A 24,827-nucleotide genomic window follows, 5' to 3' on the forward strand; every position below is an offset into this window, starting at 1 on the left:
TAGTCCACCAGGTCGATGCCCTGCCGCTGAGTCCCCTCGGTACGGCCAGGCCGAAGGCGACGTCAACGTCGCCGGACAGATGATATTGAAGTCAAGCCGCTGGAAGACCAGTTCCACGCCCAGCAGATCGCCGATGGCCGCGACCGGTTCGCGGTCCACCCCGTTCTCGTCGTCGTCCGCGAAGAACATGGGCGGGTACGGTCCCGTGGTGCCGACGGTGATCACCCCGGCCTCCTGGATCTCTGCCGGGAGCATGTCGTGCGGCGGCACCTCCGAACCGCCCGCGGGGTCCTCCGCCCGAAGCAGCACCACGGCCAGCACCAGCGCCGCGGTACGGCCATGGCGGGACGGCAGGGACGGGGGGTGGTCCGGCCGGGAGCCAGGTGCCGTCCGCCGCGTTCACCTGCGCATGCGCCGCTGCCGGCCGGCCCACTTCGTCGACGGCGGGCGGCGCTGCCGGTTTTTGGCCAGGCAGCGTACCGCCGGCTCGCGCAACGGCCGGACAGGGAGCAGAGGTCGGGCCCCTCGTACGGCCTTCGGTAGATCACCACATGCGCGGGCACCTCGCCGGCGGAGAACGGCGCCACCCCAGTGGCCGCGTGCACCAGCACCGCCCCCAGGCTTAAGACGCCGGCGGCAGTGGCCAGTTGCTCGGCGCGCGCCTGTTCTGGCGCCATGAAGCCGGGCGAGCCGGACCCGCGAGCCGGTCCTGGTCCGCACCGAGGCGTGGATGGCGCGCAGCGCCTCGCTCAGCCCCCGGGCCAGCGCCCAGACGGTGGGGTGCAGCGCGTCGGCCACGTCCCGCAGTGCCGGTCCCGGCACGTAGCCGGTGCCACCCACGGCACGCTCGACCCCATGTCCGCAGCCAGCACCGGCGCCGTCCACCGGCCGCCGGCCGCTCCCCCAGTACGTCCGGGGTGTCCCCCGAGGCCGGGCCACCCGGAGTGCCTCGGATTGAAAAAATCAAGACTCCTGCGTTGCCATCTTAAAAAAATCAATATACAAATGAATGGCAAGCGCGTCGCCGAGAGTGAGGGAGCCGAGGGTGGACTGGCAGGAGCTGACGGATCTGACGCGCGGACAGCCGTTCACGGTCGAGCGGGTCCGCCTCGCCGGCAGCGGCGTCGTGGTCGAGGGACAGTTCGAGCCGCCGCAGCTGGCTCAGCTCAGCATTGACGACCAGGTGTTCGTTGCCGCGTTCGTTCGGTCGCACGGTTCGATCAAGGAGATGGAGCGGATCTTCGGGGTGAGCTACCCGACGATCAAGTCCCGGCTGAAACGGATCGCCGAGCACCTCGACTTCGTCGACACCGACCCGGCAGCTACCGGCGCCGACGTCGTTGACCGCCTGCGGCGGGGGGAGATCAGCGCGCAGGAGGCGCTTGCCGAACTGGAACGACCGCGATGATCCCGCAGCTGGTGACGGTGCGCTATCGCCGTTCCGACGGCCGTCGGCGGCGGTTGTTCGTCCCAGTCCTGCCGGTGGGTCTTGTGCTGTCACCGCTGCTGCTGCTCGCCGTGCCGGCCGGGCTGGTCGCATGCCTCGCCACCCGGGTGAGCCCGGTGGGCGCGCTGCGCGGCACCGGGCAGCTGCTGTGGGCACTGCCCGGCACCCGGTTCGAGATCGAGTACGGCCGAACGGCCGTGCTGGTAAGCGTCAGATGAGTCGGAGGAGAAGGAGCAACGATGGATGAGCAGCGCCGCCATATCCTGGAGATGCTGGCCGAGGGCAAGGTCACCGCGGACGAGGCCGAGCGGCTGATCGACGCCCTCGAACGAGAGCGGCCCGAGTCGCCGCCGCGAGCCGCGTCCGGCCCGAAGCCCCGGCCCAAGTACCTGCGCGTCATGGTGAACTGGGCGGGCGACTCCGGCGGTGACGGGCCGGGCCGGGTCAACGTCCGGGTCCCGCTACAGCTGTTGCGCGCCGGGGTCCGGCTCACGAGCCTCGTCCCGCCGCAGGCGCTCACCAAGGTCAACGCGAAGCTGGACAAGTCAGGGGTCCCGATCGACCTCACCGAGCTCAAGCCGCAGCACCTTGAGGAGCTCATCGAGCAACTCGACGACGTCACCGTCGACGTCGACGACCCCGACGCCAAGGTGCAGGTCTTCTGCGAGTGACGCCGCCGCGGTCCCGGACGCGGCACCGCGCACGCGCTTCAGTGCCCCTGCCCCCCGGAGTGGTCGTCGTCGATGCGTACGCCGCGCAGCGCGACGACGGCCACGACCGCGCTGACGGCCAGCAGTCCCGCACCGACCACCGCAGCGGCGTTGATCCCGTTGGTGAAGGCCGTGGTGGCGGCCTGGACCACCGGTCCGGCGAGCTGACCGGGTAGTTGCTCGGCCGTGCCGAGTGCCTCGCCCAGGGTCGAGCCGACCGCGTCGGCTGCGCCCGCGGGCAGGTCCGCCGGGAGGGCCGCGGTGACGTCCCGCTCGTACACGGCGGTGGCGATGCTGCCGAGGAAGGCGATACCGAGGGCGCCGCCCAGCTCGGTTCCGGTCTCGTTGAGAGCGGCTGCCGCGCCGGCCTTCTGCGGCGGTGCGGTGGCCACCACGAGGTTGTAGGCCAGGGTGATGACCATGCCCATCCCGAATCCGAGCACGCTGTAGCCGGTGAGTATCGCCCCGACGGTGTCGTCGGCCTCCAGCCGGGTGAGCAGGCCGAAGCCGACGGCGGCACACGCCAGTCCGGCGCCGATGACGGACCCGGGCCGCAGCCGGCGGACGATGACAGTGCCCACCACGATGCCGGCCATCGTCATGCCGACCATGGGAACCATCCAGAGCGCGGCCACGAACGGTCGGTAGCCGAGCACGAGTTGAAGGTGCTGGACGACCAGCATGCTGACTCCGGCCGAGGCCACGGTGAGTACGACGTTGGAGCCGATGGCCGCAGAGAATGCAGGACGCCGGAACAGACGGAGGTCGATCAGCGGCTGGACGGCCGCACGTTGACGCCGGACGAACAGGTAGCCCATGACCAGCCCGGCGGCGATGGCGACGAACGGCAGGGCGGCCGGCCCGTCCTCGGCCAGTTTCTTCAGCCCCCAGATGCCCGCCAGGATGGCCGCCATCGACAGTGCCGCGCCGAGCAGGTCGAAGCGTCCGGGGTGGGGATCGGAGTGCTCCGGCAACAGCAGCGGGGCAAGGATCAGCAGCAGCGCCATCACCGGAATATTGATCAGGAAGACCGATCCCCACCAGAAGTGCTCGACGAGCAGGCCGCCGATGATCGAGCCGATGGGGACGCCGGCGCCGAAGGCTGCTGTCCAGACCGCGACCGCGGTGCGCCGCTGGACGTCGTCGCGGAACATGTTGCGGATCAGCGCCAGCGTGGACGGGGCGAGAGTGGCCCCGCCGACACCGAGCAGCGCCCGGGCGAGTATCAGCATCTCGGGGCTGGTGGAGATGGCGGCCAGCAGCGAGGCACCCCCGAAGGCGACGGCGCCGAGCATCAGCAGCCGTCGCCGTCCGATCCGGTCGCCCAGGGTGCCCATCGTGATGAGCAGCCCGGCCATCAGGAAGCCGTAGATGTCCATGATCCACAGCAACTGGCCGGCGCTGGGCTCCAGCTCGGCGCTGATGCGGGGAGCGGCCATGAACAGCACCGACAGGTCCATGGACACCAGGAGGGCGGGCACGGTCAGGACACCCAGGCCGACCCACTCCTTGCGGCTCGCCTTGGTCGAGGTGGAGATCATGCAGCCATATGTACAAGCGTCAAAGACATTTGTCTAGTACAGGCGTACACGCTATGCTCACACTCATGGGAAGTCGCGAGGATCTGCTCGAAGGAGCGAAGCGCTGTCTGTCCGAGCGCGGTTACGCTCGGACCACGGCGCGCGACATCGTGGCCGCCGCTCCTGGCACCCACTTGGCCTCGATCGGATACCACTACGGTTCCAAGGAAGCTCTTCTCGACGCCGCGCTGATGGAGGCGATCGCGGAGTTGAGCGACCTGCTGGCGCAGTTGAGCACGGAGGACCCCCGGCGCCTGCCCGACGCCTGGCAGCGCAGCCTGGCCGAGTTCGACGAACACAAGCCCTTGCTGATCGCACATGTCGAGGCGTGGTCGCAGATTCAACGCTCGCCCCAGCTGCGAGAGCAGTTCGCGAGGCTCCACGCCGGCCAGGTGGCCAAAGGGGTCGAGCGCACGCAGGCCGTACGCCCCGGCCTCGATGCCGACACGGCCCGCGCCGTCACGACAGTCTCCGGCGCACTGGCCGACGGACTGATCGTGCAATGGCTGATCGACCCGGAGCAGTTGCCCAGTGGCCACCAGATCGCGGCAGGTCTGCGGGCCCTGGCCGACATGATCGACACGGCCGACGACTAGGCCCTGTCCGGCCGATCTTGCCGGGCCCGCGACGCCAGCTACGGCACCTCGCTGCGTTACCGAATCGCGCGAATACGGACAGGTATGAGCTGCGATCCGGCGCCTTGCGATGCACCGCATCTGACGCCGCGGGCTTATCCGACAAGATCGACAGGACAGGACCTAGGCCCCGTCCCGCGTCGTCCTGCCGCGTCGGCCCTGCCGCGGTTTCGGGCCCGGCCGGTACCCTTCCGAAGTGACAGAGCGACCTACGGCAGATGATGGGCGGCGGCCGGCGAATCAGGGGCCGAAGGCTGCCGCCCGCAATCGGACCGCGCTGATCGCGGCCGCCCGCGAAATCTTCGCGGAGCATGGTCTGAGCGCCCCGCTTTCCGCGATCGCGCGCCGGGCCGGGGTCGGGCAGGGCGTTCTGTACCGGCATTTTCCCGACCGGAACGCCGTGGCCGCGGCGGTTCTGGAGGAGAACGTACGGCAGATCGAGCAGGCGGCCGCAGCCGAGGACGCGACCCTGGCCATGGTGCTCGGTGTGGTGACCTGGCATCTGACGGAGTCAGCCGCCTTCGTGAGCCTCGTGCACGCCGAGACGGCGAACGGCCGGGTCGGCACCCACGCATACGCCCGGGACTTGTCGGAGCGTGTCGAGCGCGCCCTGCGGGGACTTCTGCCGGACGGTCACCGGCTGGGCGCGGCGAACGACCTCATGCTCGCCGTGGCCATGGTTTCCGGTGCTGTCACCGGCCCCACGCGCGAGGAGCAGGAACACCGGGCGCTGGCGGCCTGGCGGCTGCTCGGCGTCGAGGTGGGACCGGTGCGCCCCCACGACGGATGAGTACCGCAGGCGGTCAGCCGCCGTTGGACTGGCGGGTGCCTTCCGCCAAGGCATCGAAGGAGTACACGTAGCCTCCGGCGGGCCCGCTGACGGTCATGTACGCCGTGGTTCCCCCGGGGGTGATCGCCACGTTCGTCGCCGACTCGAGCCCTTCGCCGCGACCGGGCACCTCGACCGTGGCCAGGCGCTCACCGTGCTCGTCGTACACGATCATCGCCGGCCGGCCGTGCAGCGCCTGGTAGAGGTTGCCGTCCGCGTCCACGGCGATCGAGTCGGTCTGAGCGATGCCGCCGTCGACGCGGATGGCGGTGTGCCGGGACGTCACCGCCCCCTCGTCGTCGAGACGGAGGTAGGAGATCCGGTTCTCCACGAGTTCGCTGATCCACAGCCCGCCGTAGTCCCGATCGAACGAGATCCCGTTCGTCGCCGCCAGCTCCTCGGCCAGGACCGTGGCCTCGCCGTCGCGGTCGATGCGCACCACCCGGCCGTTCGCCTCGCCTTCGGACAGGCCTCGTGAGTCGCTGACATACAGGTTGCCCTCCGGGTCGAAGGCGATGTCGTCGGGGTTCATCCGCGCTCCGTCGACCTCGCCGGAGAAGAAGGCCCGCGGATCGCTGCCGTCCGAAGCCAGGCTCACGACCTCGCCATGGGCGTAGTCGGTGAGGTAGAGGCGGTCGTCGTAGGGGCTGAACTGGGCGGAGGTGTAAGCCCCTCGGCTGTCGGTGAAGACCGTTTCCGCCTCCTTCTCCCCGACGTTGACGCGCATCACCTTCGGCTCGCCCGCGGGCGCGGTGACGTCGACGACGATCAGGTGTCCGTACGCGTCGAAGACCGGCCCCTCCAGCAGGGTCATTCCGGTCTCCTCGTGCACCTCGGTCAGCTGCATGACCAGCTGTGCGTGGATGGTCCTTCCCTGGCCGCCAAAAGCCGCCTCGCCGCCAGGGTCACCGGCCTCCGCACCGCATCCGGTGAGGGTCAACGCCCCGGCCGTGGCGAGCGCGGCAAGGGATCGGATCGCAGGTCGTCGCATGGGGGATCACTCTTCCTGTCTGCTCCGTGCGCGCGGCACTCCCGGTCGGACGGTGCGCGGCCGGGCGTGCCCACACCTAACCGGACAATCTTGTCCGGTAGTTGCTACAGTAGTCGCAGGCCACGCAAGTGCGGGCTCCCCCAGCCCGGTTGCCGAGCGATGAAGCGGCTCCAGAAGACGCAGCAGGGCAAGACGCAGCACAGCAAGGATCGAGGCCCCCCATGACGATCCCCCGGGCGCCGGCCGCCGGCGACCTCGCCGCACTGAGGCGGCGCTACCGCATCGAACGTGAACGGCGCGTCCGCCCGGACGGCGGGCGCCAGTACCAGGCCGCCGACGCCGAGTTCGGCACTTACGCCGCGGACCCGTACGCCGGGGCGGTGCCCGAGCGCGAACCGCTGCGCGACACCGTCGACGTCGCCGTGGTCGGCGGCGGATTCGGCGGCATTCTCGCCGGGGCGCGGATGAGGCAGCAGGGTGTGGAGCGCGTCCGGATCGTGGAGAAGGGCGGCGACTTCGGCGGGACCTGGTACTGGAACCGGTACCCGGGCATCCACTGCGACATCGAGTCGCACGTATACCTGCCGATGCTCGACGAGACCGGATACGTGCCGAAGTGGAAGTACGCCCCCGGCGAGGAGATCCGGCTCCACGCGATGCGTATCGCCCAGCGGTTCGACCTGTACGCGCACGCCCTGTTCTCCACCACGGTCACCTCGCTCGCCTGGGACGAGGCATCCGCGTCATGGATCGTGGCCACCGACCGCGGCGACTCGTTCAGGGCCACGTACGTCGTCACCGCCACCGGCACCCTCTCCGAGCCCAAGCTTCCCGGCATTCCCGGCATCAAGGACTTCAAAGGGCACACTTTCCATACCTCGCGGTGGGACTACGCTTACACCGGCGGCGCACCGGACGGCGGCATGACCGGACTCGCACACAAACGCGTGGGGCTGGTGGGCACGGGCGCCACCGGGGTTCAGGTCGTTCCGATGCTGGCCGAGGATGCCGGTCACGTCTACGTCTTCCAGCGCACCCCCTCCAGCGTGGACGTACGCGCCAACTGCCCCACCACGGCCCGGGACGTCGGCGCCGACCACGACGGCTGGGCACGCGAGCGCCGGGAGAACTTCCTGCGCATCGTCTCGGGGGAGACAGCCGACCGGGATCTCGTGGCGGACGGCTGGACGGAATCAGCGGCCCTGCTCGAAAAGCTGCTGCCGAGCTTCCGCCGCCAGGGTGACCGGCGGGCGTTCGAAGCCGAGTACGAGGCAGCCGACGCGGCCAAGATGAACGAACTCCGGGCCCGCGTCGAGCGGACCGTCACCGATCGGGACACGGCAGAAAAGCTCAAGCCCTGGTACCGGTACGCGTGCAAGCGCCCCGCCTTCTCGGACCACTACTACCCGGCGTTCAACCGCGGCAACGTCACCCTGGTCGACACGGCGGACACCCACGGCATCGAGCGCGTCACCGAACACGGCGTCGTGGTCGGTGACACCGCCTACGAACTCGACTGCCTGATCTTCGCCACGGGATTCTCCGTCGGTGTCTCCGGCGTCCATTCCGGGAAGCTCCCCGTCCACGGCCGCGGCGGCACCCAGCTGCTGCACGCCTGGGCGCGGCAGGGACCGCGGACTCTGCACGGCCTCACCAGCCACGGCTTTCCCAACCTCATCCAGATGGGATCGCTGCAGAACGCCAGCAGCGTGAACTTCACGCATGTCCTGGACGAGCAGGCCGTCCACATCGCCGCCCTCGTCGCGGCCGCCGAAGCCAGGGCCGCGCTGATCGAACCGTCCCGCCGCACCGAGGACGCCTGGCTGGCGACCCTGGCGAAGGACGCCCCCGACCACGCGTGGTTCCACGCCGAGTGCACCCCCGGCTACTACAACCGCGAAGGAGGCGGCCGCCCGAACGGCCCGAGCGCCTACCCCCACGGCGCGTTCGCCTTCCATGAACTGCTGAAGCGCTGGCGCGAGACATCCATGGACGAGGCCCTGCGCAGTCCCCGGGCCGGGTGACGTGCCCTCGGTCGGCGGGGCAACGGGAGCCGGGACCGGAGAACCGAGGTGCCGGTGCGCTGCGTGTCGTAGGGCAGGCAACGAGGAAATCGCGCACAAAGGGGCCCCTGTGACGTCTGTCAACCGCACCCGCCGCACCGGAACGCTCGCCGCCATCGGTCTCATGACCGCCGCCGGTCTGTTCCTGACCGCGTGCAACGAAGACGAAGTCGCCGGCTCCGGCGGCGGTTCGGGCTCCGGCGGCGGTTCCGCTTCCGAGGGCGGCTCCGGCGGGGAAGAAGGAGAGGTCATCCCGGAGGGCGAGGGATACACCGGCGCGGTCGCCGGCACGCTGAGCTACCTGGCGCCGGGCGAGCTGCGGGTCGATGACCAGGCTTTCTACCTCGCCGAGAGCACGGAAGTCGTGGGTGGCGCGTTCTGCGCCGATCCGGAGGTCCCGGACACGGAGTGCACCACCGATCAGCTGGAACAGGCCGCACAGAACGGGGACATGACCGTGCTGGTGCAAATCCGGGACGGAGCCGCGGTGCGGGTCGACGGTCCCGGCATCGACCACCCCGTCAGCGGGTGGGAGATATCGGCCACCGGTCCGGTGTCCTATGTGGGCGAAGACCTGCTCGCGATCGAGGACCGTCACTTCCTCGTCACCGAGGACACGGCGGTCATGGGCAGCGACAATTGCGGCACCTACGACATCGAGCAGACGGACTGCACCGCCGAAATCCTTCAGGAGGTCGTGCAGGAGAGCGAGCTGTCCGCCACCGCGACGATCGTGGATGGCGTCGCCCAGCGGATCGAGTGGTGACGACGGCCGCTGGTTCGTGATCACCGCCGGAGGGGCCGTCAGCGAGCTGACGGCCCCTCCGCGCGGCACGCGGGCCGGGGCGGCGTTCGCGTCAACCGTGCTCCACGGTCAGGGGCTCGAAGCCGATGCGCGTGGTGGAGCCGTCGTCCGCCCACCGCACTTCCACCACGGCGCCGTCGACGGACACCCGAGTCACGGCGGTCGGCAGCGGGGCGGGCTCCGGCGTCGCCGTGAGGGTGGCCAGCGCCGCGAACAGCGCCGTGCCCTCTACCGCGGCCGTCAGGCGCGGGACGCCTGCCGTGCGCGTGAACGCCGTGCCCTGCGGGGCCCGGCGTTCCTCCAGGTCCGTCCAGCCGTGCAGGCCGTGCAGGGCCGAGACCAGGGGCTCGTCCGGTCCGGTCGCCCAGCCGGACTGCGCGACCCGGGACCCCGGTGGCGCCCCGATCACGCGGTGCACGCGCAGCTCGTACCGGCCCCGCGCCACCGTGACGCTCTCCACCCGCAGAGCCGGCACCATTCGGGCGCCCGAGGCGAAGACGGGCCGGTGCCAGGAGGCCGCCCAGCCCCAGCCGTCGCCGTGTCCGGCGCCCAGCGGGTGGATGCGGCGGCGCACGCTGGGCACCCCGGCGACCTCGACGCACAGGTGGTTGTCGGGGGCGTTGGCCGGCGCCGTCGGCCCGGTCCGCGTCGAGTACGCCTGCCGACCGTACAGCGGGTCCTCTTCCGCGGCCGACTCGCCCTGGTGCGGGGCGACATGGTCGCTGCCGTGGTTGTGCAGCCGGACGATGCCGTCCGCCCGGGTGCTGTGCACCAGCAGGCCGGGGGCGGGCAGCGCCAGCACCTGGTCGGCGGCCTCGCCGGGGGCGCTCTCCTCGGGCGCGGTCCACAGCGGGTGGTCCGCCGGAGCCAGCAGCGACACGAACGCCTTCGACGCCCAGTACGGCGAGGCGGGCCCTGAGTAGCGCTGCAGTGTCGCCTCGTGCGGTCCGTGCCAGCCGAGGCTGAGCAGGCCGTCCTCGCCGACCGCGCCGCGGTGCAGGAAGTAGCGCAGCGAGCCGCTCAGCAGGCGCCGTGACACCCCCGGCGCGAGCGGCGTGTGGCCGGTGACGGCGCCCAGCGCGACGGCCGTGCCGGCGGCGAAGCGGTAGGTCATGGAGCGTCCGAAGTACAGCGGGGCGCCGTCGCCGCCGAAGAAGTGCGCGAAACCGGCCAGATGCTCGCGCAGCCGGGAGCCGTACCGGTCCTCGTTCGCCGCCCTGCGGTCGTCCGCCAGGTGGGCGTCGAGCACCGGATAGGCGTGCAGCGCCCAGCCGTTGTAGTGGTCGAAGGCCCGGCCGTCGCCGTCGGCGTACCAGCCCTGGCCGCGGTACCAGGTCTCCAGCAGCTCCAGTGCGCGTTCCCGCGCGCGGGCCGTCTCGGCGTCGCCGCGCCCCACGGACTCCAGGAAGCCGGCCACGGTGAAGGGGAAGAGGTACCAGTTGTTGGCCGCGGGGACATGGCGGAGCGCGCCGCGCAGCCACTCCTCGGCGCGGTCCTGCACGGCCGGGTCGAGCCGGTCCCACAGCCAGGGCCGGGTCAGCCGCAGTCCGAGCGCCACCGACGCGGACTCGACCATGGGCTGGCCCTGGACGTGGTGGTCGAGGATGAGGGGCCAGGACTCGGTGTCGTCCCGGCCGGGGGCGCGCGTTCCGGAGGCGAGCCCCGCCGCGTACCGTTCGAGCCACCCGTGCGGGTCCTCGCCCCCCGCGCCGGCGACCCGGAACGCGGCGGCGAGGAATGTACGCGCGTACCCTTCCAGACCGTCCGACCGCACGCCGGAACGGGACGGCCGGCCCGGCAGGTCGAGCAGCGCGCGGCCGGGCGTGGCCCACCGCCACGCGGCGTCGAGCAGCCCGTCGGCGGCGGCCTCCCAGTGCGCACGTGCGTAGCCGGTGTACGGGCTCAGACCGCGGTCCTCCTCGGGGAGGCGCAGCGCGGGATGCGGGGATGGGCTCATGCCAGGAACTCCAGTCTTTCGCGTCGTACGGGGTGGGCGAAGCCGTCTCCGGCGGCCCAGCGGCGGGTCTCCGCGACGGCCAGGTCGGCCAGCCGCCGCCACTCGTTGCCCTGCGAGCCGGCGAGGTGCGGGGTGATGAGGACGTTCTCGCGGTCCCACAGCGGGTGGTCGGGCGGCAGCACCTCCGGATCGGTCACGTCCAGCACCGCGCGAATCCTGTCCAGGGACAGCACGTCCGTGAGCGCGTCCTGGTCCACGACGGCGCCGCGGGCGGTGTTGATCAGGCAGCTGCCGGGGCGCATGGCGGCGAGCAGTTCCCTGCTGACCAGCCCCCGGGTGGCGGGCAGCAGCGGGGTGTGGATGCTCACGATGTCGCTCTGCGCGAAGAGTTCGTCCAGGCCGACCGGGCGGGTGCCGAGGGCAGCCGCCTCCTCGTCCGGGACGTAGGGATCGTGCAGCAGGAGCCGCAGGTCGTACGGGCGCAGCAGGTCGATCACGCGGCGGCCGACGAGCGAGGCGGAGAGGATGCCCACGGTGCGGCCGTAGTTGCCGACGCCGTCGAGCCCGGTGAGCGGGTGTTCGCGCCGCCGGGTGACGCGCAGGGCACGGGCCCGTTCCAGGACGTGTTTGCCGGCGAGCAGAATCATCGCGACCGTGTACTCGGCGACCGGGAGGGCGTTGGCGGCGGCGGCCGAGGACACCTCGATGCCCCGCTCCCAGCAGGCTTCGGTGACGTGGTGGCGCACCGAGCCGGCGGTGTGCACGATCGCGCGCAGCCGTGGTGCGGCGTCGAGCACGGCCTGGTCCAGGGGCGGGCAGCCCCAGCCGGTGACGAGGAGTTCGACGTCCGCGAGCACGGCGCGGGCCCGGTCGGTGGTGAGGTCGTCCAGTGCGGGCGGCGGCTCCAGGTCGCACACCTCGGCGAGCGCGGCCAGGGACGCGGGGTCGAGGACGGCCGCCGCGGCCTGCCGTGACATGGCGAGGGCGGCACGCGGGCGGGTGGGGGCGGCGGGCGAGGTGGGCATCTGTCTCCCGGGTCCGGCTGGCATGACGGCTGGCGTAACGGCTGACATGACGTGAAAGTCGTTGCCGGCGTTGACGGCTTCGGGCTATTTGACCGCCCCCGCCGTGAGCCCCGAGCGCCAGAATCGTTGCAGCAGCACGAAGGCCAGGATCAGCGGCAGGACCGCGAGCAGCGAGCCCATGATCACCACGGGGAAGTACTCGGGCGAGACCGAGGCGGAGCTGTTCCACTGGTACAGGCCGAGGCTCACCGGGTACAGGTCCTGGTCCGACAGCATCACCATGGGCAGGAAGAAATTGTTCCAGATCGCGGTGAGCTGGAAGAGGAAGACGGTGACAAGGCCAGGACCGAGCATGCGCAACGCGACCCGCAGGTAGGTGGCCAGCTCGCCGGCGCCGTCCACCCGGGCGGCCTCGAGCACCTCGTCGGGCACGTAGCCCTGGCTGAAGATGCGGCCGAGATAGACGCCGAAGGGGTTGAAGAGGACGGGGATGAAGACCGACCAGAAGGTGTTCACCACGCCGGCTTCTGAGGCCATCAGGTACAGCGGCAGCGCCAGCACCGTCTGGGGCACCATGACCGCGGCCAGCACCAGACCGAACAGCTTCTCCTTGTGCGGGAAGTGGTACTTGTCGAAGGCGTAGCCGCAGGCCACGCTCAGCAGGGCGCCGATGGCGGCCCCAAGGAGCGCGTACAGCAGGCTGTTGACGTACCAGCGTCCGTAAAGGCCGCCGTCCATCGCGAAGAGGTCCTGGAGATTCTGTACGAAGGAGAAGCCGTCCAGGGACAGCAGATCGCTGCTGAAGAGGGAGTCACGGTCCTTCGAGGCGGCCAGGACCAGCCACAGCACCGGCAACAGCGTGTAGAGCACGGATATGCCGACCACGGCGTTCACGGCGGAACGGCCCAGCAGGCGGGGGCGCAGCAGAGGCGTTCCGCGGGTGTCCGGTGCCCTCATCGGGTGGCCTCCTCGGCGGAGTTGACGCGGCTGGTCCAGCGGGTCACGCCGTAGGACAGAGCGATCGTGCAGATCAGGAGCACGACGGCGGCGGCCGCGGCCAGACTGTAGTTGTTGCGTGTGAAGGCGGCGTCGTAGATGTACATGCTCGGCGAGAACCGCGAACTGATCATCGGTGACGACTGGCTGAGCAGCATCGGCTCGGTGAACAGCTGCAACGACCAGATGAAGGTGAACATCGCGACCATCACGATCGACGGGCGCACCAGCGGCGTCTTCACCTGCACGGCGGCGCGGACCGGGCCCGCGCCGTCGACGACCGCGGCCTCGACGACCTCGCGGGGCACGGCCTGGAGGGCGGCGTAGAAGATCACCATGTTGTAGCCGAGGTTGCTCCACAGCGCGATGTTCACGATGGACGGCAGGACGGTGTGCACGCCCAGGAAGTCGACGGTGATGTCGGCCTTGCCCAGCACCTCGATCACCGGGCTGATGCCGGGCGTGTACAGGTACAGCCAGATCAGCGCGGCGATGATGCCGGGCACCGCGTGCGGCAGGAACAGACCGAGTTGCGCCCACGACCGCAGGCGTACGACGCCGGAGTCCAGCAGCAGCGCCAGGGCGAGGGCGCCGAGCACCATCACCGGGATGTAGATCACGCAGTACAGCACGACCGTGCCGAGCCCGGACAGGAACGTCGGGTCGTTCAGCACGGCGGCGTAGCTGCGCAGGCCGACGAAGACGGTGCGTTCCGGGCCGAAGCCGAGGCCCGGCTGGTCCTCGCTGAAGAAGCTCAGCCACACGGCGGTCCCGACGGGGATCAGGAAGACCGTCACCAGGAGGATGAAGAACGGTGCCATCAGCACGCCGCAGGCGCCGAGTTGCCGGCGGCGGGCCACCTTGCGGGGGTCCCGGGCCCGCACGCGGCGGGAGCCGTCTGCGGTGGTGCCGTTCGGCGGAGCGGTCGTGACCGCGGGGGTCGCCGGGGCGGAGGGGGTCATGGGGGTGTCACCTGCCTTGCGTACGACCCGCGGGTGGGGTGGGGGCTCACGTGCTGTGCTCGCTGGTGGACAGTCCCAGCGCCCGCAGGTCGGGCATGGTGCCGGCCTGGGCGTCGCGTACCGAGTCGATGATCGTGCCCTCGCCACCGCTGGCCCGGGCGAAGCCGTCCTGCATGACCCGGCTGGTGGCGGTCATCCTCGGCCCCCAGACCCAGCCGTCGCGGACCGCGTGCGCCTGCTCCTCGAACAGGGTGTAGATGTCCTGGTCGCTGTAGTAGGAGCGGTCGAACGCGTCGCGGCCGACGGCGACCAGGTCCGGGACGGTCGGGTACGCGCTGCTGGCGCCGCTGGAGAGCCGGGCGCGCAGCGCGTCGGCGTGGGAGACCTGCCACTCGATGAACTCCATGGCGGCTTCCGGGTGCCGGCTGTCCTTGGTGACGGCGAAGGTGGAGCCGCCGTGGGTGCCGACGGCCGGCCGGTCCGGGTCCCACTGCGGCAGCGGTGCGATCCGCCACAGCCCCCGCTGCCCCGGGCGTTCGTTCATCTGCGCGCCCGCGTCCCAGGCGCCGGTGAGCCGGGCCAGTATCAGGCCGTTGCCGACCTGGGCGTCGAACTGTCTGCTGTCGCCCGGGTTCATGAAGACCAGGTCGTCGTCGATCAGCCGCTGCCAGTACGCCGCGACGTGCCGGGTCGGCCGGTCGGCGAGCGACACGTTCCAGGCGCCGCTACGGGTGTCGAACCACTGGGCGCCCGCCTGCCAGGCGTAGGCGGCGAAGTTCATCGCGCCGTCGGTGGGGAAGAGGGCGAGCCGCCGGTCGGGCGCCTTCCGGCGCACCGCCCGCGCGGTCTGCTCGAACTCCTCCCAGGTGCGGGGCACGGTGAGGCCGTAGCGGTCGAAGAGGTCGGCGCGGTAGTGCAGGACCATCGGCTCGATGTCCAGCGGCACACTGAAGGTCCGGTCCTGGAACGTGGTCAGGCCCAGCGACTGCGGCAGCAGCCGCGCGCGCAGCCGGTCGCTGATGAGCGAGGTGATGTCGCTGGCGACGCCGTCGATGGCGAAGCCGGGCACCTCGGGGTACTCGATGGTGGCCACGTCCGGGGCGTTGCCCGCGCGGGCGGCGTTGCTGAGCTTGGCGTAGCCGCCCTGGCCGCCGCTCGGGATCTGCTGGAAGTCGACCTGGACGCGGTCGTGTGTGCGATTGAACGCATCCACCACCTCCTGGCTGCCGCGAATGGCGGACCAGAAGGTGATGCGCGTGGTGGTGCTCGTGCCGCCTGATCCTCCGCTGCCGCTTCCGCTGCAGGCACCGAGGGTGCCTGTCAGGGGGAGCGCGGCGATCGCGGCGAGCACGGATCGACGGCTTTGTCGACCGGGCATGGACGCCTCCCCGGGTCGTGTTCGGGATACGGGCATCCTGATCGCATGAGCAGTAGCGGTCAATAGATCGATCAGAAAAGTTTCAAACGATCAATCAGTCATCCCGGCGGCCGGGTGAGGTACGGCGGAGCCGCGCACCATCAACGTGGGCAGCAGCTCGACCCGGCGCACCGGCCCGGCCGCCGCCCCCGAGCCGGCCGCTTGCCCGCCCGCCGCCAGCCGCAGCAGCAGCAACTCGGCGGCCAGGCGCCCGATCTCCACCTTGGGCGGCGCCACCGCCGTCAGCGGCGGACTGGCCAGCGCGGCCACCACGTCGTCGTACGCCACCACCGAGCAGTCCTGCGGAACCCGCACGCCACTGTCCGTCAACTGCTGCACCAGCATCAGCGCGTCCACATCGCTGTGCAGCACGGCGGCCGTGGCGCCACGCTGCCGCAGCAGCGCCGCGAGGTCGACGGCGACGTCCGCCTCGCCCTCGCCGCCCTGGCCCTCGCCGTGCCCGTCGCGCCGCTCGGGCACGGCGTTCGGGGAGCTGAGGGCCACCGACCAGTCCTCGACCAGCGGGTGCCCGGCCGCGATGTCGGCGAAGGCGGCACGGATCGCGCGCGCCGACGGGCTGTCGTTGCGGGCGGCCAGCACGATCCGCCGGTGCCCGAGGGAGAGCAGGTGGTCCACGGCGAGGTGCACGCCGTACCAGTGGTCGGAGCACACCGAGTCCACGGCGTGCAGCACGCTGCCGGGCCGGGGCCGGCGTTCCATCAGCACGGTCGGCACCGCCACCCGGGACAGCCAGCGACAGCCGGCCTCCTCCGCCGCCACGCTGCGCCAGCGCGGGGCGATCAGCAGCCCGGCGGCGCCGCCCGCCACCGCGCGCTCCACGATGGGCTGTTCGCTGTGCGCCGCGCTCGGCGCGATGTGCAGGGCGATCCGCATGCCGGCCTCCTCCAGCACCGGACGCGCGCCGTGCAGCGTCTCGTACAGGTACCCGTGGCGCTCCGGCACGACGAGGGCGATCGCGCCGCCCCCGGCCGGCGGCCCGGAAGGAGCCGCCGGCTCCTCCTTCGGGGGCGCGGCCGAGCGCGCCACCCCGTGCCCGCGCCGCAGCTTGCCGGCGCGCGCCAGCTCCTCGACGTCCCGGCGTATCGTGACCACCGATACGTCCAACTCCGAGGCGAGATCGGCGAGGCGGGCCACACCGTGCGACTGCACGGCCGCCAGAATCCGCTGACGCCTCACATCGACCGGCTCCCGCATGACGACTCCCTCGCCGTGTCCGTGTCCGTTTCCGTTGCGCGTTTCGCGTTGAGCGTTTGAACGCTTCGCGCGACAGGATATCGATCGGAGCCGCACCCGTCAGGTGGGAGGCCCCGGGCGCGGCCGGAAGATGGAGCTGGGACGGCATCGGCACGCGCACCACGCTGTCCCGCCTGGCTGAGCCGTTTCCCGGGCAGGAGGTCGACGAGCCGCCCGATGACGAGCCGCGGCGCAAGGACTTCACGAGCGACGAGGCGTACCTGGCCGAATTGGCCAAGTGGGAGAACGAGGAGCCGCCCTATGACGGCGATCCGGTCGGCGAGCTGACCCGCGGTGCGCTGTGCCTGCACTCGCTGGGCTGCGGCGAGGCGATCTGGCCGGTCGTCAGCGGACCTCTTGCGGGGCGGATGTGGGTCGACCACCTCGTGAGCGAAGGCGGGCTGTACGCCCTGCACACGGGCCGGCGCGCACCCGTGTTCTTCCGTGACTGGTTCCTCGGCGCCCGCGGTCGGTGACACCGATGGAGAAGCCAGTCGGACACCGCCGGTGCGCGACGTGCGGCGGCCGCTACCCCACCACCTTGTCGAACTACCGGGACCGCCAGGTGCCCCGCCCCATCTGCGAGGAACGGAAGCAGCGGTACCAGGAGATGCTCGTCCGGGCCGAAGAGCGGGCGTGGTCCACCTGCGCACGGTGCGGCGCACGGTACAACCCGCAGCGGCAGGACCTCTTCGGCTGCCCGGCCTGCGAGGCCAGGAAGCGCAGACGCCTGGTCGCCCTCGGCGCCGTCGTGGGCCTCCTCTGCGCAGCCGCCGGCGTGGCGGCGGGCAGCCCGCACGGCGTGCCCGGGTACGTGGGCGGCGGGCTCGCGGGCGCCGTCGTCGGCCTGTTCATGGGCGGCGTCATCGCCATCGCCTTCCCACCCGGCAGAGCACGCGGCAGCTGAGAACGGGCGGGCCCACGCTGGTGGACGTGCCACTGCCCACCGACGAGGTGCTGCTCCTCCGCCGTTTCGACGGCAGGTCCCATGCGTGCTTGAGCACCTCGCACGCCTGGGCGTAGTTGCCCGCCTCCGGCCCCGTGGTGTCCCGGGTCCGGTGAAAGGCCTGTTCAAGGACCTCGATGGCCTCCATGGCCCGGTCCGCGTCGGCCAGCAGTTCGAAAAGTTCGAGCTGAAGGGCGAAGGTGGTATCCCGGTCGGTGCCGGCGCGTTCATCGAAGGACATCCGCAGCACCGCCGGCGCGTCCCGGTGGTGGCCGGTCGCGCGCAGCAGGCGCCCGAGCCGCAGCCCGGCGGTGGTCATCGCGGCGCGCACCTCCCCGTCGAGCACCGGACCGGCGGCCGCCTCCGGCCGGCTCAGCGCCCGGTTGCGGACCAGAGGCAGCCTGCCGATGTCGTTCTCCTGACTGCGCCGCGGCAGCGGGCGGGACTTGGCCCGCAGCCGGTCGCCCACTACTGCCGCCCGGCGCACGGAGCGGGTGGACTGTCCGCTACCGGCGCAGTTCGAACGACATGTGCGCCGGCAGGGCGCGGAGGAAGTCGGGCGCGTCGAAGATCGCGCCGGCGGAGGCGACACCGACCGTCCTGGTTCGCCTCGTGAGGACACGGTGGACCGCTTCCACCGCGAGCGGCGCACTGACGGCGTAGATGTCCCGGCCGCTCACCACAGCGCGCCGTTCCGCGCCGCCGGAGCGCGCGACGGCTTCGACGAGGAAGGTCTGCGCGGACCGCCCGCGCTCGTCGACCGGCGTCGGCGCCGGGGTGTCCGGAGCCGCCAGGTCGCGGGCCGCCTCGACCGTCATATAGGTGCGCACCTCGGGGATGGCCAGGTGGCTGGGGACGGTGACGACATCGGCCATGGTGAACTCCCCGATCACTTCCCGGGCCCCCATCGGGGCGGGGAAGGACCACTTCAGGGTCGGCAGGTCGTCCTGGTGGTACTCCAGCCGTCCGTGGCGGTAGCGGACGCGCCGGCCGCCCCTGCGCTGCCCGGAGACCGCGCCCGCGTCGCGAGTCCCGGCTGTGGGGTGCCAACCGCTCAGCCCGTAGGCGACATGCGCCTCGTCGGCTGCTGTCCAATCGCCCATCGCCGCGGTGACCAGCAGGTCGCCGAGGCCGCCGAAGAAGGCCATCGCGGGGATCACCGCGGTGCCCGCGGCGCGGGCGCGGTCCGCGAAGTGCGTGAACGTGTCGAGGTTGGCCTCGATCTCGGCCGCCACATCCACATACGGGACCCTGGCGCGCAGTGCCGCCTCGATCACCGGTGCGGCAGTCGCGGCGAAGGGTCCGGCACAGTTGATCACGGCAGCCGCGTCGCCCAGCGCGCGGTCAAGTGAGGCCGGGTCGTCGACCGAAGCCGGCCGGGCGTCGAGCCCCGGATGGGACGCCGCGAGCGCCCGCAGCTTGTCCGCGTCGCGTCCGGACAGGACCGGGACGAACCCCCGATCACGCAACTCCGCCACCACGAAGCGCCCGGTGTGCCCGTAGGCGCCGAACACCGCCACTGTGTGACCCGATCTCATCAGTTCTCCCGTTGCCCTCGAATGACCAACGGTGGACATCCTGACGGCCGCGATTGACCATCGCGAGTGTCTGGAATGCCATGGCCCGTACAATTTCGGACATGAGTACCGTCGCGCTGGCCGTCACCGACGGGATGCTGCACTTCGAACTGTCCGTGGCGTACGAGGTCTTCGACGCCGCACCGGTCGGCGTGGCCGTCCCCTGGTACGACGTCGCCGTCTGCGGGTCGGACGCCGTGCGAGTCGGCAGGTTCCGGCTGGAGCCCGACCACGATCTCGACCGGCTCCGTCACGCCGGCACCGTGATCGTCCCCGCCTGGGCGGACGTCGACGAGGACCCACCCGCCGACCTGGTCGAAGCGGTGCGTGCGGCCCACGAGGCAGGCGCACGGGTGGCCTCCCTCTGCACGGGCGCGTTCGTGCTGGCCGCCGCCGGCCTGCTGGAGGGGAAGCGCGCGACCACGCACTGGGCGCACACCGAGGCCCTGGCCGCCCGCTACCCCCGGGCGATGGTCGATCCGGACGTGCTCTACGTGGACAACGGCAGCGTGCTCACCTCCGCCGGCAAGGCCGCCGCGCTGGATCTGTGCCTGCATCTGGTCCGCCTCGACCACGGCTCGGCGGTCGCCAACGCCGTCGCCCGCCGCCTGGTCGTGCCGCCGCACCGGGCCGGCGGCCAGGCCCAGTTCGTCGCCGCCCCCGTTCCCACCCGGGACAACCACCCGCTCGCCGCACTGTTCCCCTGGGTGATCGAACGGCTTGGCCGACCGCTGACCGTGGAGGACCTGGCGCGTCAGGCCCGGATGAGCTCCCGCAACCTGACCCGCCACTTCCACGCGGCGACCGGCACCACCCCGCTGCGCTGGCTGCTGACTCAACGGGTCCGCCGCGCCCAGGAGTTGCTGGAGACCACCACCGACAGTGTCGACGCCGTAGCGGCAGCTACCGGCATGGGCACCGCCACGACGCTGCGTCGGCACTTCAACCGCACTGTCGGCGTGCCCCCCGACACCTACCGCCGCACGTTCCGGTCACGGTCCCGCCCCGGCCCGGTTCAACCGGCCGAAGAGTGATCTGTGCCCCCCACCGCGCACCGCGCCGCAGGCAAAGGCCGCACACTCCGCGCCAAGCGGACCGCTACACGTTGCAGCGGAACGTCACACGCCAGGCTGTCACCTGCGCAAACGCCCCCGTCACGGCTTCCATCCAGCACCGATCCAGCACCGTAGCCACCTACCTCGGACCACGGCGCCATAGCGGCCGGACAGCGTCGCCATCGCCTCAAACGAGTCCCCCAAAGCGCACTCGTTCGGGCGAACCAGTCACGGTTCAAACGGAGGGCGAGACGGCTCTCGCCACCGCGTCGGGATCAACGCGATCAGCTGTTGAGGCCAGCAATCCGATCGCCGGGTGGCTACCTCAGCTCCGCAGGCATCGCGGACGAGGTTGTGGCCGCCCAGGCCGTCGAGGCCGAGTTCGGCGATTGCCCTGCTGGTCACTGTCCGGCCGCACAGCCACCCGTGGCTGTCTGATCCTGGTAGATAAGCCCGGACGACCAGGAGGATGCCCATGGAGAAGCCACCGATGGATCCCGCGGCGTATGAGGCGCGGGTGACCCGGCAACGCTGTCATTTGCATAAACGCCGTTCCGAAGCGCTCGGGTCAGCACAGAATCAGCACGGGAGAAGCGCATCGACACCCACACGGACCCCAGCACCTTGCCACCACCGGTAGGATGAGAGCCATGAGTGGTAGCAAGAAGTTTTCGATCAGCCTTCCCGAGGATCTCGCCGAGGCCGCGCGCGCCCACGTCGGTCCCGGCGGCTTCTCCGCCTACGTCGCCGAGGCCCTCGCGCAACGAGTAGCCATGGACAAGCTTCGAGAGATCGTCGTGGACTTCGAGACCGACAACGACCAACTCACCCGCGATGAGATTGAGGCCGCCCGAGCCCTGTTGCGCCATGACCACCGGAAGGCCGACGGGGCCGCCGCCTGATGCCCGGCACGCTGCTGCTCGACAGCGAGGGGCTTTCGAAGCTCTATCGCAAGGATCGAACGGTTGCGGCTCTGGTTCAGGCGGCGTCAGAGGAGGGCGTCCGCGTAGCCACATGCGCCATGACCACCCTTGAGGCCGACTATAAGCACATTCACCCCGCCCGCATCACATGGGTACTCTCCCGCATCGACGTCCACGACGTCACCAAGGAGATCGCCGCCCAGGCTGCCGTCCTCCTGCGCGCTCACCACCTCCACGGCCAGAAGTACGCCATCGACGCCACCGTGGCAGTCCTCGCGCACAACGCTCCTGGGCCGGTGACCGTCCTCACTTCCGACCCGGAGGACCTGACACTCCTCTGCGGCCCGGCCGTTGAAGTCACCAAGGTGTGATCGTCGACGGATGCTTCCCAAGGGCGGCCGCCACCGCACCGGCAGCCGATCAGGAACGCCATCAGGTCGGCACCATGTCAGCACGGGAACGCTCAGAGGGCTGGACTCATCCCGGTCCGCCCCCCTCCGGCCTGCACGTTGAAGCGGAACGCCACACACCGGGCTGTCACCTGCGCAAACGCCCCCGTCACGGCTCCCGTCCAGCACCGATCCAGCACCATAGCCACCCACCTCGGACCACGGCGCCATAGCGGCCCTGGCGGACACGCCGACGCCCAGTCGGCCGGAACGCACCCGGCTCCTCGTTCGTAAGTTCATGCCCCCTGGTCGAACCCGGTGCGGTCCGTCAGCGACCTTTCCCACTCCTCACTCGCCCGGGAACTGGAGCACCAGGCCCGTTCCATGTGCCACTCGCTTGCGCTGTCATTCCCTTGGCACCGAAGCCGGCGGCGAGCCGGGCGTATGTGTTCCGGAGAGCAGGTGCGCGAGAACGAGCAGGGCCTGGCGGTTCGCACTCAGGCGGCGCCACCGTGTTCGGCCTTCCTGACGCCGTGCCCGCAGGCGGGCAGGTAGCGCAGGGCCAAGTGGACACATCGACGCCGGACGGGCAGACAAGCACGCGGAAGCTCCTGGTGGGGCAGGTGATCTTGGTCGTGAGCCCGTCTACCAGGAGCTTCTTCAGATCAGGGTGGAAAGAGATCAGTGCCGGTGGTCACGGGCGAGGGTCTCACCGGCTTCCCAGGGTGACGCATCTGACCACGCCGGCCGGCTCAGGGGCATGCGTGAACGGCCCTGGCCCGGCCAGGACGTTCGCGCCGGGGCCGGGGGCCGCCCTCGCCTGTCGAGAGGCGGACAAAGCAGCCGTCGTCGCCGCGGGTGACGACCGCAAAGCCGCCGAGGAAATGCGACACAGGTTGTCAGGTTTCAGATAGACCATGTGTCCTCGGTCGGCGTCGCCGCGACGTGGACCGGACCCCACGAACGAACGAGGAACTCCATGGCACTCCTGCCCGATACACCGACACCGGACCTCCGCGGAAAGATCGCGCTGGTGGCGGGGGCCACACGAGGAGCCGGGCGCGGCATCGCCGTCCAGCTCGGAGCGGCGGGTGCGACGGTCTACGCCACCGGCCGCACGACCCGGGAACAGCGCTCGGAGTACGACCGGCCCGAGACGATCGAGGAGACCGCGGAACTCGTCACCGCCGCGGGCGGAAGCGGTATCGCGGTACCGACCGATCACCTGGTGCCGGAGCAGGTCCGCGCGCTGGCCGAGCGCATCGGAGACGAGCAGGGACGGCTCGACGTGCTGGTCAACGACATCTGGGGCGGCGAGCGGCTGTTCGCGTTCGACAAGCCGGTCTGGGAGCACGACCTCGACGACGGATTGCGGCTGCTCCGGCTGGGTGTGGAGACCCACGCGATCACGAGCCACTTCCTGCTGCCGCTGCTGGTGCGGCAACCGGGCGGGCTCGTGATCGAGATGACCGACGGCACCTCCGAGCACAACAGCACCAACTACCGCAATTCCTTCTTCTACGATCTGGTCAAGAACAGCGTGTTGCGCATGGCGTTCGTACTCGCACACGAGCTGAAACCGCACGGCGGGACGGCGGTGGCGCTCACTCCGGGCTGGCTGCGCTCGGAGATGATGCTCGACCTGTTCGGCGTCGCCGAGGACAGCTGGCGCGACGCGCTGGCCGCGGAGCCGCACTTCTGCATGTCGGAGAGCCCGTCGTTCGTCGGACGAGCGGTCGCGGCACTGGCCGGTGACGCCGATGTCGCGCGCCGGAACGGTCAGTCGCTGTCCAGCGGCCAACTCGCCCAGGAGTACGGCTTCACCGATCTCGACGGCTCGCGCCCGGACTTCTGGAGCTACTTCGCGGAGGTCCAGAACGTTGGCAAGCCGGCGGACGCCACCGGGTACCGGTGACGAGTACGGCTCACCGGCCGGGACGTCGGCCGCAAGCGGTCGGGCGGCGGGCGGCGGGCCGGGCCGCCCGGCTCCCCGGCCCGGTGAGCCGCGCCAGGTGGGGTGCGAGAACGGGCCGGGCGGTGTCAGCGTGAGGTGACCGACGAGGACGTGGGAAGTCGGGCCGCCGGCAAAGGCGCGGGGGAACGGGAGTCCGCGGCCACGGTTGTTCTCCCGACACCGGGCGGCCCCCACAGGATGGCGGAGCTGAGGCGCTGCTGGGCGGTCATGCGGCCCAGCGGGGCCTCCGGTGCCAGGAGGTGGTCCTGTCCGACGACGTCTTCCAGCCGGGTGGGGCGCAGGCGGTCGGCGAGCGGCCGGTCGGGCTCCTGGTCGAAGAGCGGCAGGGTCGGTTCCATCGGTCCCTCGGCTCGTGGGGGGCGGGCGGGCGCGCCTGGTGCGGGACCCTGGCGGGCGAGGCTCAGTTGCTGGTGGGGAAGCTCGCGGTGCTCATCGCGCACGAGGGCGGTCGCGTCGCGGCAGTCGCTCGACGACCAGGTCGTAGGAGTCTTCGACCGCGTCGGTGACCAGTCGTTCGGTGATGCCGGGTCCCGGCCCGAGTGAGACCCAGTGCCGTTTGTCGAGATAGCGGCCCGGGGTGATCGAGGGATAGTCGTGTACGTGGGCGCGGGCGTGTTCGGGTTCGCACTTGACTGTGATGATCTGCTCGTCCGGGTCGTCAGTGACGATCAGGAACACCTTGCCCGCGACTTTGTACACGTCGAGCTGGGGGGTGAAGGGACGGCCGTGGCTGACGTCGGGCAGGGCGAGGGCCGATCGGCGGGCGGTGTCCTGGAGCCGGTCGCCGGCCGCGCTCATCGGGATGCCCGCGTGGCGCTGGCGTAGGTGTCCGGGTCGACGGGCTGCTCGGCCTTGGGCAGGTGGGCGACGACGAGCCGGTAGGACTCGGTGACGAGCTCCCTGACGAGCTTCTTGTCGATGCCGTCCCCGCCTTCCAGCGTGATCCAGTGCTTCTTGTTCATGTGGTAGCCGCGGGTGATGTGGCTGTTGTGTTCCCGCAGGGCGAGGGCCTCGCGGGGTTCCGCCTTGAGGATCACGACGGGACGCCCGGGGACCTCGGTCATCAGCATGAACACCTTGTCGCGCACCTTGAAGACCTCCCAGTCGGGGCCGAAGGGATGCTCAAGATGGGCTCCGGGAAGTTCCTCCGCGCAGTCGGCGGCGGTCCTCTGCAGGGTCGGTCCGTTCATGGGCGGAGGGCCTCCTCGGGGGTGACGGTCTGCGGCATCGAGGACGGAGGGCACGCTGCGCGCTCGCGGCGGTACAGCCCATCCTTCCTCCGAGGCCGACA

26 protein-coding genes and 2 pseudogenes are annotated in these 24,827 nt (G+C 71.0%); 13 read left to right on the forward strand and 15 right to left on the reverse strand.

Annotated features, from left to right (window positions below; translation table 11 throughout):
* Window positions 1-321: pseudogene (locus STBA_RS37750) on the reverse strand (hypothetical protein); the annotation flags it as partial.
* Window positions 322-1,045: 724 nt separating this feature from the next.
* On the opposite strand from STBA_RS37750, the gene STBA_RS12195 reads away from it, so the two are divergent.
* Genes STBA_RS12195 through STBA_RS12205 form a run of 3 tightly spaced genes read left to right on the forward strand, consistent with a single transcriptional unit; the run spans window position 1,046 to window position 2,118 of the window.
* Entirely contained in the window at window positions 1,046-1,408 is a 363-nt protein-coding gene (locus tag STBA_RS12195) for a DUF2089 domain-containing protein (protein ID WP_079251872.1), read from the forward strand.
* Window positions 1,405-1,665 carry a hypothetical protein gene (locus STBA_RS12200; RefSeq protein ID WP_077059277.1) on the forward strand — a complete coding sequence of 87 codons (261 nt, stop codon included), beginning with the start codon at window positions 1,405-1,407 and terminating at the stop codon, window positions 1,663-1,665. Before STBA_RS12195 ends, STBA_RS12200 begins: the two co-directional genes overlap by 4 nt.
* A gap of 21 nt (window positions 1,666-1,686) precedes the next feature.
* Window positions 1,687-2,118 carry a hypothetical protein gene (locus tag STBA_RS12205; protein ID WP_077059278.1) on the forward strand — a complete coding sequence of 144 codons (432 nt, stop codon included), beginning with the start codon at window positions 1,687-1,689 and terminating at the stop codon, window positions 2,116-2,118.
* A 38-nt stretch (window positions 2,119-2,156) separates the two neighbouring features.
* Here STBA_RS12205 and STBA_RS12210 read toward each other — a convergent pair whose 3' ends face one another.
* Window positions 2,157-3,698 carry an MFS transporter gene (locus tag STBA_RS12210; protein WP_077059279.1) on the reverse strand — a complete coding sequence of 514 codons (1,542 nt, stop codon included), beginning with the start codon at window positions 3,696-3,698 and terminating at the stop codon, window positions 2,157-2,159.
* A 65-nt stretch (window positions 3,699-3,763) separates the two neighbouring features.
* Here STBA_RS12210 and STBA_RS12215 point away from each other — a divergent pair, with 65 nt between their 5' ends.
* Window positions 3,764-4,333, forward strand: coding sequence for a TetR/AcrR family transcriptional regulator (locus STBA_RS12215; protein ID WP_077063273.1), 570 nt, complete (start codon window positions 3,764-3,766; stop codon window positions 4,331-4,333).
* 235 nt (window positions 4,334-4,568) lie between these two features.
* Window positions 4,569-5,162, forward strand: coding sequence for a TetR/AcrR family transcriptional regulator (locus tag STBA_RS12220; protein WP_077059280.1), 594 nt, complete (start codon window positions 4,569-4,571; stop codon window positions 5,160-5,162).
* Window positions 5,163-5,175: 13 nt separating this feature from the next.
* Here STBA_RS12220 and STBA_RS12225 read toward each other — a convergent pair whose 3' ends face one another.
* Window positions 5,176-6,192 carry an SMP-30/gluconolactonase/LRE family protein gene (locus tag STBA_RS12225; protein WP_077059281.1) on the reverse strand — a complete coding sequence of 339 codons (1,017 nt, stop codon included), beginning with the start codon at window positions 6,190-6,192 and terminating at the stop codon, window positions 5,176-5,178.
* 221 nt (window positions 6,193-6,413) lie between these two features.
* On the opposite strand from STBA_RS12225, the gene STBA_RS12230 reads away from it, so the two are divergent.
* Together STBA_RS12230 and STBA_RS12235 are read left to right on the forward strand one after the other, a co-directional pair.
* Window positions 6,414-8,216 (forward strand): NAD(P)/FAD-dependent oxidoreductase, encoded by a 1,803-nt coding sequence (locus tag STBA_RS12230; RefSeq protein ID WP_077059282.1) that lies wholly within the window; start codon window positions 6,414-6,416, stop codon window positions 8,214-8,216.
* A 109-nt stretch (window positions 8,217-8,325) separates the two neighbouring features.
* Window positions 8,326-9,021 carry a hypothetical protein gene (locus tag STBA_RS12235; RefSeq protein WP_077059283.1) on the forward strand — a complete coding sequence of 232 codons (696 nt, stop codon included), beginning with the start codon at window positions 8,326-8,328 and terminating at the stop codon, window positions 9,019-9,021.
* A 91-nt stretch (window positions 9,022-9,112) separates the two neighbouring features.
* Here the strand turns inward: STBA_RS12235 and STBA_RS12240 are convergent, their stop codons facing one another.
* The 6 genes from STBA_RS12240 to STBA_RS12265 all read right to left on the reverse strand — a co-directional run bounded on the left by STBA_RS12240 (window position 9,113) and on the right by STBA_RS12265 (window position 16,632).
* The gene (locus tag STBA_RS12240) at window positions 9,113-11,017 is read right to left on the reverse strand and encodes a DUF2264 domain-containing protein (protein ID WP_077059284.1); all 1,905 of its coding nucleotides are present in this window, start codon (window positions 11,015-11,017) and stop codon (window positions 9,113-9,115) included.
* Window positions 11,014-12,042, reverse strand: a complete 1,029-nt coding sequence (locus STBA_RS12245) for a hydroxyacid dehydrogenase (RefSeq protein ID WP_077059285.1) — start codon at window positions 12,040-12,042, stop codon at window positions 11,014-11,016. Before STBA_RS12245 ends, STBA_RS12240 begins: the two co-directional genes overlap by 4 nt.
* A gap of 84 nt (window positions 12,043-12,126) precedes the next feature.
* Window positions 12,127-12,999: a carbohydrate ABC transporter permease gene (locus STBA_RS12250; RefSeq protein WP_077059286.1), complete on the reverse strand. Its 873-nt coding sequence runs from the start codon at window positions 12,997-12,999 to the stop codon at window positions 12,127-12,129.
* Window positions 12,996-14,000 carry a sugar ABC transporter permease gene (locus STBA_RS12255; RefSeq protein WP_077059287.1) on the reverse strand — a complete coding sequence of 335 codons (1,005 nt, stop codon included), beginning with the start codon at window positions 13,998-14,000 and terminating at the stop codon, window positions 12,996-12,998. Before STBA_RS12255 ends, STBA_RS12250 begins: the two co-directional genes overlap by 4 nt.
* A 46-nt stretch (window positions 14,001-14,046) precedes the next feature.
* Window positions 14,047-15,378, reverse strand: a complete 1,332-nt coding sequence (locus STBA_RS12260; RefSeq protein ID WP_077059288.1) for an extracellular solute-binding protein — start codon at window positions 15,376-15,378, stop codon at window positions 14,047-14,049.
* 90 nt (window positions 15,379-15,468) lie between these two features.
* Window positions 15,469-16,632, reverse strand: a complete 1,164-nt coding sequence (locus STBA_RS12265) for a substrate-binding domain-containing protein (RefSeq protein ID WP_077059289.1) — start codon at window positions 16,630-16,632, stop codon at window positions 15,469-15,471.
* Window positions 16,633-16,688: 56 nt separating this feature from the next.
* Between STBA_RS12265 and STBA_RS12270 the strand changes: the two genes are divergently transcribed.
* Together STBA_RS12270 and STBA_RS12275 are read left to right on the forward strand one after the other, a co-directional pair.
* Complete coding sequence (locus STBA_RS12270) at window positions 16,689-17,147, forward strand: hypothetical protein (RefSeq protein ID WP_077059290.1); 459 nt, start codon at window positions 16,689-16,691, stop codon at window positions 17,145-17,147.
* Window positions 17,148-17,152: 5 nt separating this feature from the next.
* Window positions 17,153-17,578, forward strand: a complete 426-nt coding sequence (locus STBA_RS12275) for a hypothetical protein (protein WP_077059291.1) — start codon at window positions 17,153-17,155, stop codon at window positions 17,576-17,578.
* On the opposite strand, the gene STBA_RS12280 is transcribed toward STBA_RS12275, so the two are convergent.
* On the reverse strand, window positions 17,535-18,104 hold the full coding sequence (locus tag STBA_RS12280; RefSeq protein WP_143659471.1) for a hypothetical protein: 570 nt from the start codon (window positions 18,102-18,104) through the stop codon (window positions 17,535-17,537). The genes STBA_RS12275 and STBA_RS12280 overlap by 44 nt on opposite strands.
* Before the next feature lie 19 nt (window positions 18,105-18,123).
* Window positions 18,124-19,155, reverse strand: a complete 1,032-nt coding sequence (locus STBA_RS12285) for a saccharopine dehydrogenase NADP-binding domain-containing protein (RefSeq protein ID WP_077059293.1) — start codon at window positions 19,153-19,155, stop codon at window positions 18,124-18,126.
* 101 nt (window positions 19,156-19,256) lie between these two features.
* Between STBA_RS12285 and STBA_RS12290 the strand changes: the two genes are divergently transcribed.
* The 3 genes from STBA_RS12290 (at window position 19,257) to STBA_RS12300 (ending at window position 21,543) form a co-directional block, all read left to right on the forward strand.
* Window positions 19,257-20,228, forward strand: a complete 972-nt coding sequence (locus tag STBA_RS12290; protein ID WP_077059294.1) for a helix-turn-helix domain-containing protein — start codon at window positions 19,257-19,259, stop codon at window positions 20,226-20,228.
* 671 nt (window positions 20,229-20,899) lie between these two features.
* On the forward strand, window positions 20,900-21,151 hold the full coding sequence (locus STBA_RS12295; protein WP_077059295.1) for a hypothetical protein: 252 nt from the start codon (window positions 20,900-20,902) through the stop codon (window positions 21,149-21,151).
* Entirely contained in the window at window positions 21,151-21,543 is a 393-nt protein-coding gene (locus STBA_RS12300; protein ID WP_077059296.1) for a DNA-binding protein, read from the forward strand. The genes STBA_RS12295 and STBA_RS12300 overlap by 1 nt, the downstream gene beginning before the upstream one ends.
* A gap of 436 nt (window positions 21,544-21,979) precedes the next feature.
* Here STBA_RS12300 and STBA_RS12305 read toward each other — a convergent pair.
* Window positions 21,980-22,162 (reverse strand): annotated as a pseudogene (locus STBA_RS12305) (IS5/IS1182 family transposase); the annotation flags it as partial.
* A 378-nt stretch (window positions 22,163-22,540) separates the two neighbouring features.
* Between STBA_RS12305 and STBA_RS12310 the strand changes: the two are divergent.
* On the forward strand, window positions 22,541-23,476 hold the full coding sequence (locus STBA_RS12310) for an SDR family oxidoreductase (RefSeq protein WP_077059297.1): 936 nt from the start codon (window positions 22,541-22,543) through the stop codon (window positions 23,474-23,476).
* Between the two features lie 125 nt (window positions 23,477-23,601).
* Here the strand turns inward: STBA_RS12310 and STBA_RS12315 are convergent, their stop codons facing one another.
* The 3 genes from STBA_RS12315 to STBA_RS12325 form a co-directional block, all read right to left on the reverse strand.
* On the reverse strand, window positions 23,602-23,874 hold the full coding sequence (locus tag STBA_RS12315) for a hypothetical protein (protein WP_253194681.1): 273 nt from the start codon (window positions 23,872-23,874) through the stop codon (window positions 23,602-23,604).
* Between the two features lie 91 nt (window positions 23,875-23,965).
* Window positions 23,966-24,334: an MmcQ/YjbR family DNA-binding protein gene (locus STBA_RS12320; RefSeq protein WP_077059298.1), complete on the reverse strand. Its 369-nt coding sequence runs from the start codon at window positions 24,332-24,334 to the stop codon at window positions 23,966-23,968.
* Window positions 24,331-24,726, reverse strand: coding sequence for an MmcQ/YjbR family DNA-binding protein (locus STBA_RS12325; RefSeq protein ID WP_077059299.1), 396 nt, complete (start codon window positions 24,724-24,726; stop codon window positions 24,331-24,333). Before STBA_RS12325 ends, STBA_RS12320 begins: the two co-directional genes overlap by 4 nt.
* Between the last annotated feature and the right edge of the window lie 101 nt (window positions 24,727-24,827).

The sequence above is a fragment of the Streptomyces sp. MP131-18 genome (genome assembly GCF_001984575.1).
GTDB classification, from domain to species: Bacteria; Actinomycetota; Actinomycetes; order Streptomycetales; family Streptomycetaceae; genus Streptomyces; species Streptomyces johnsoniae.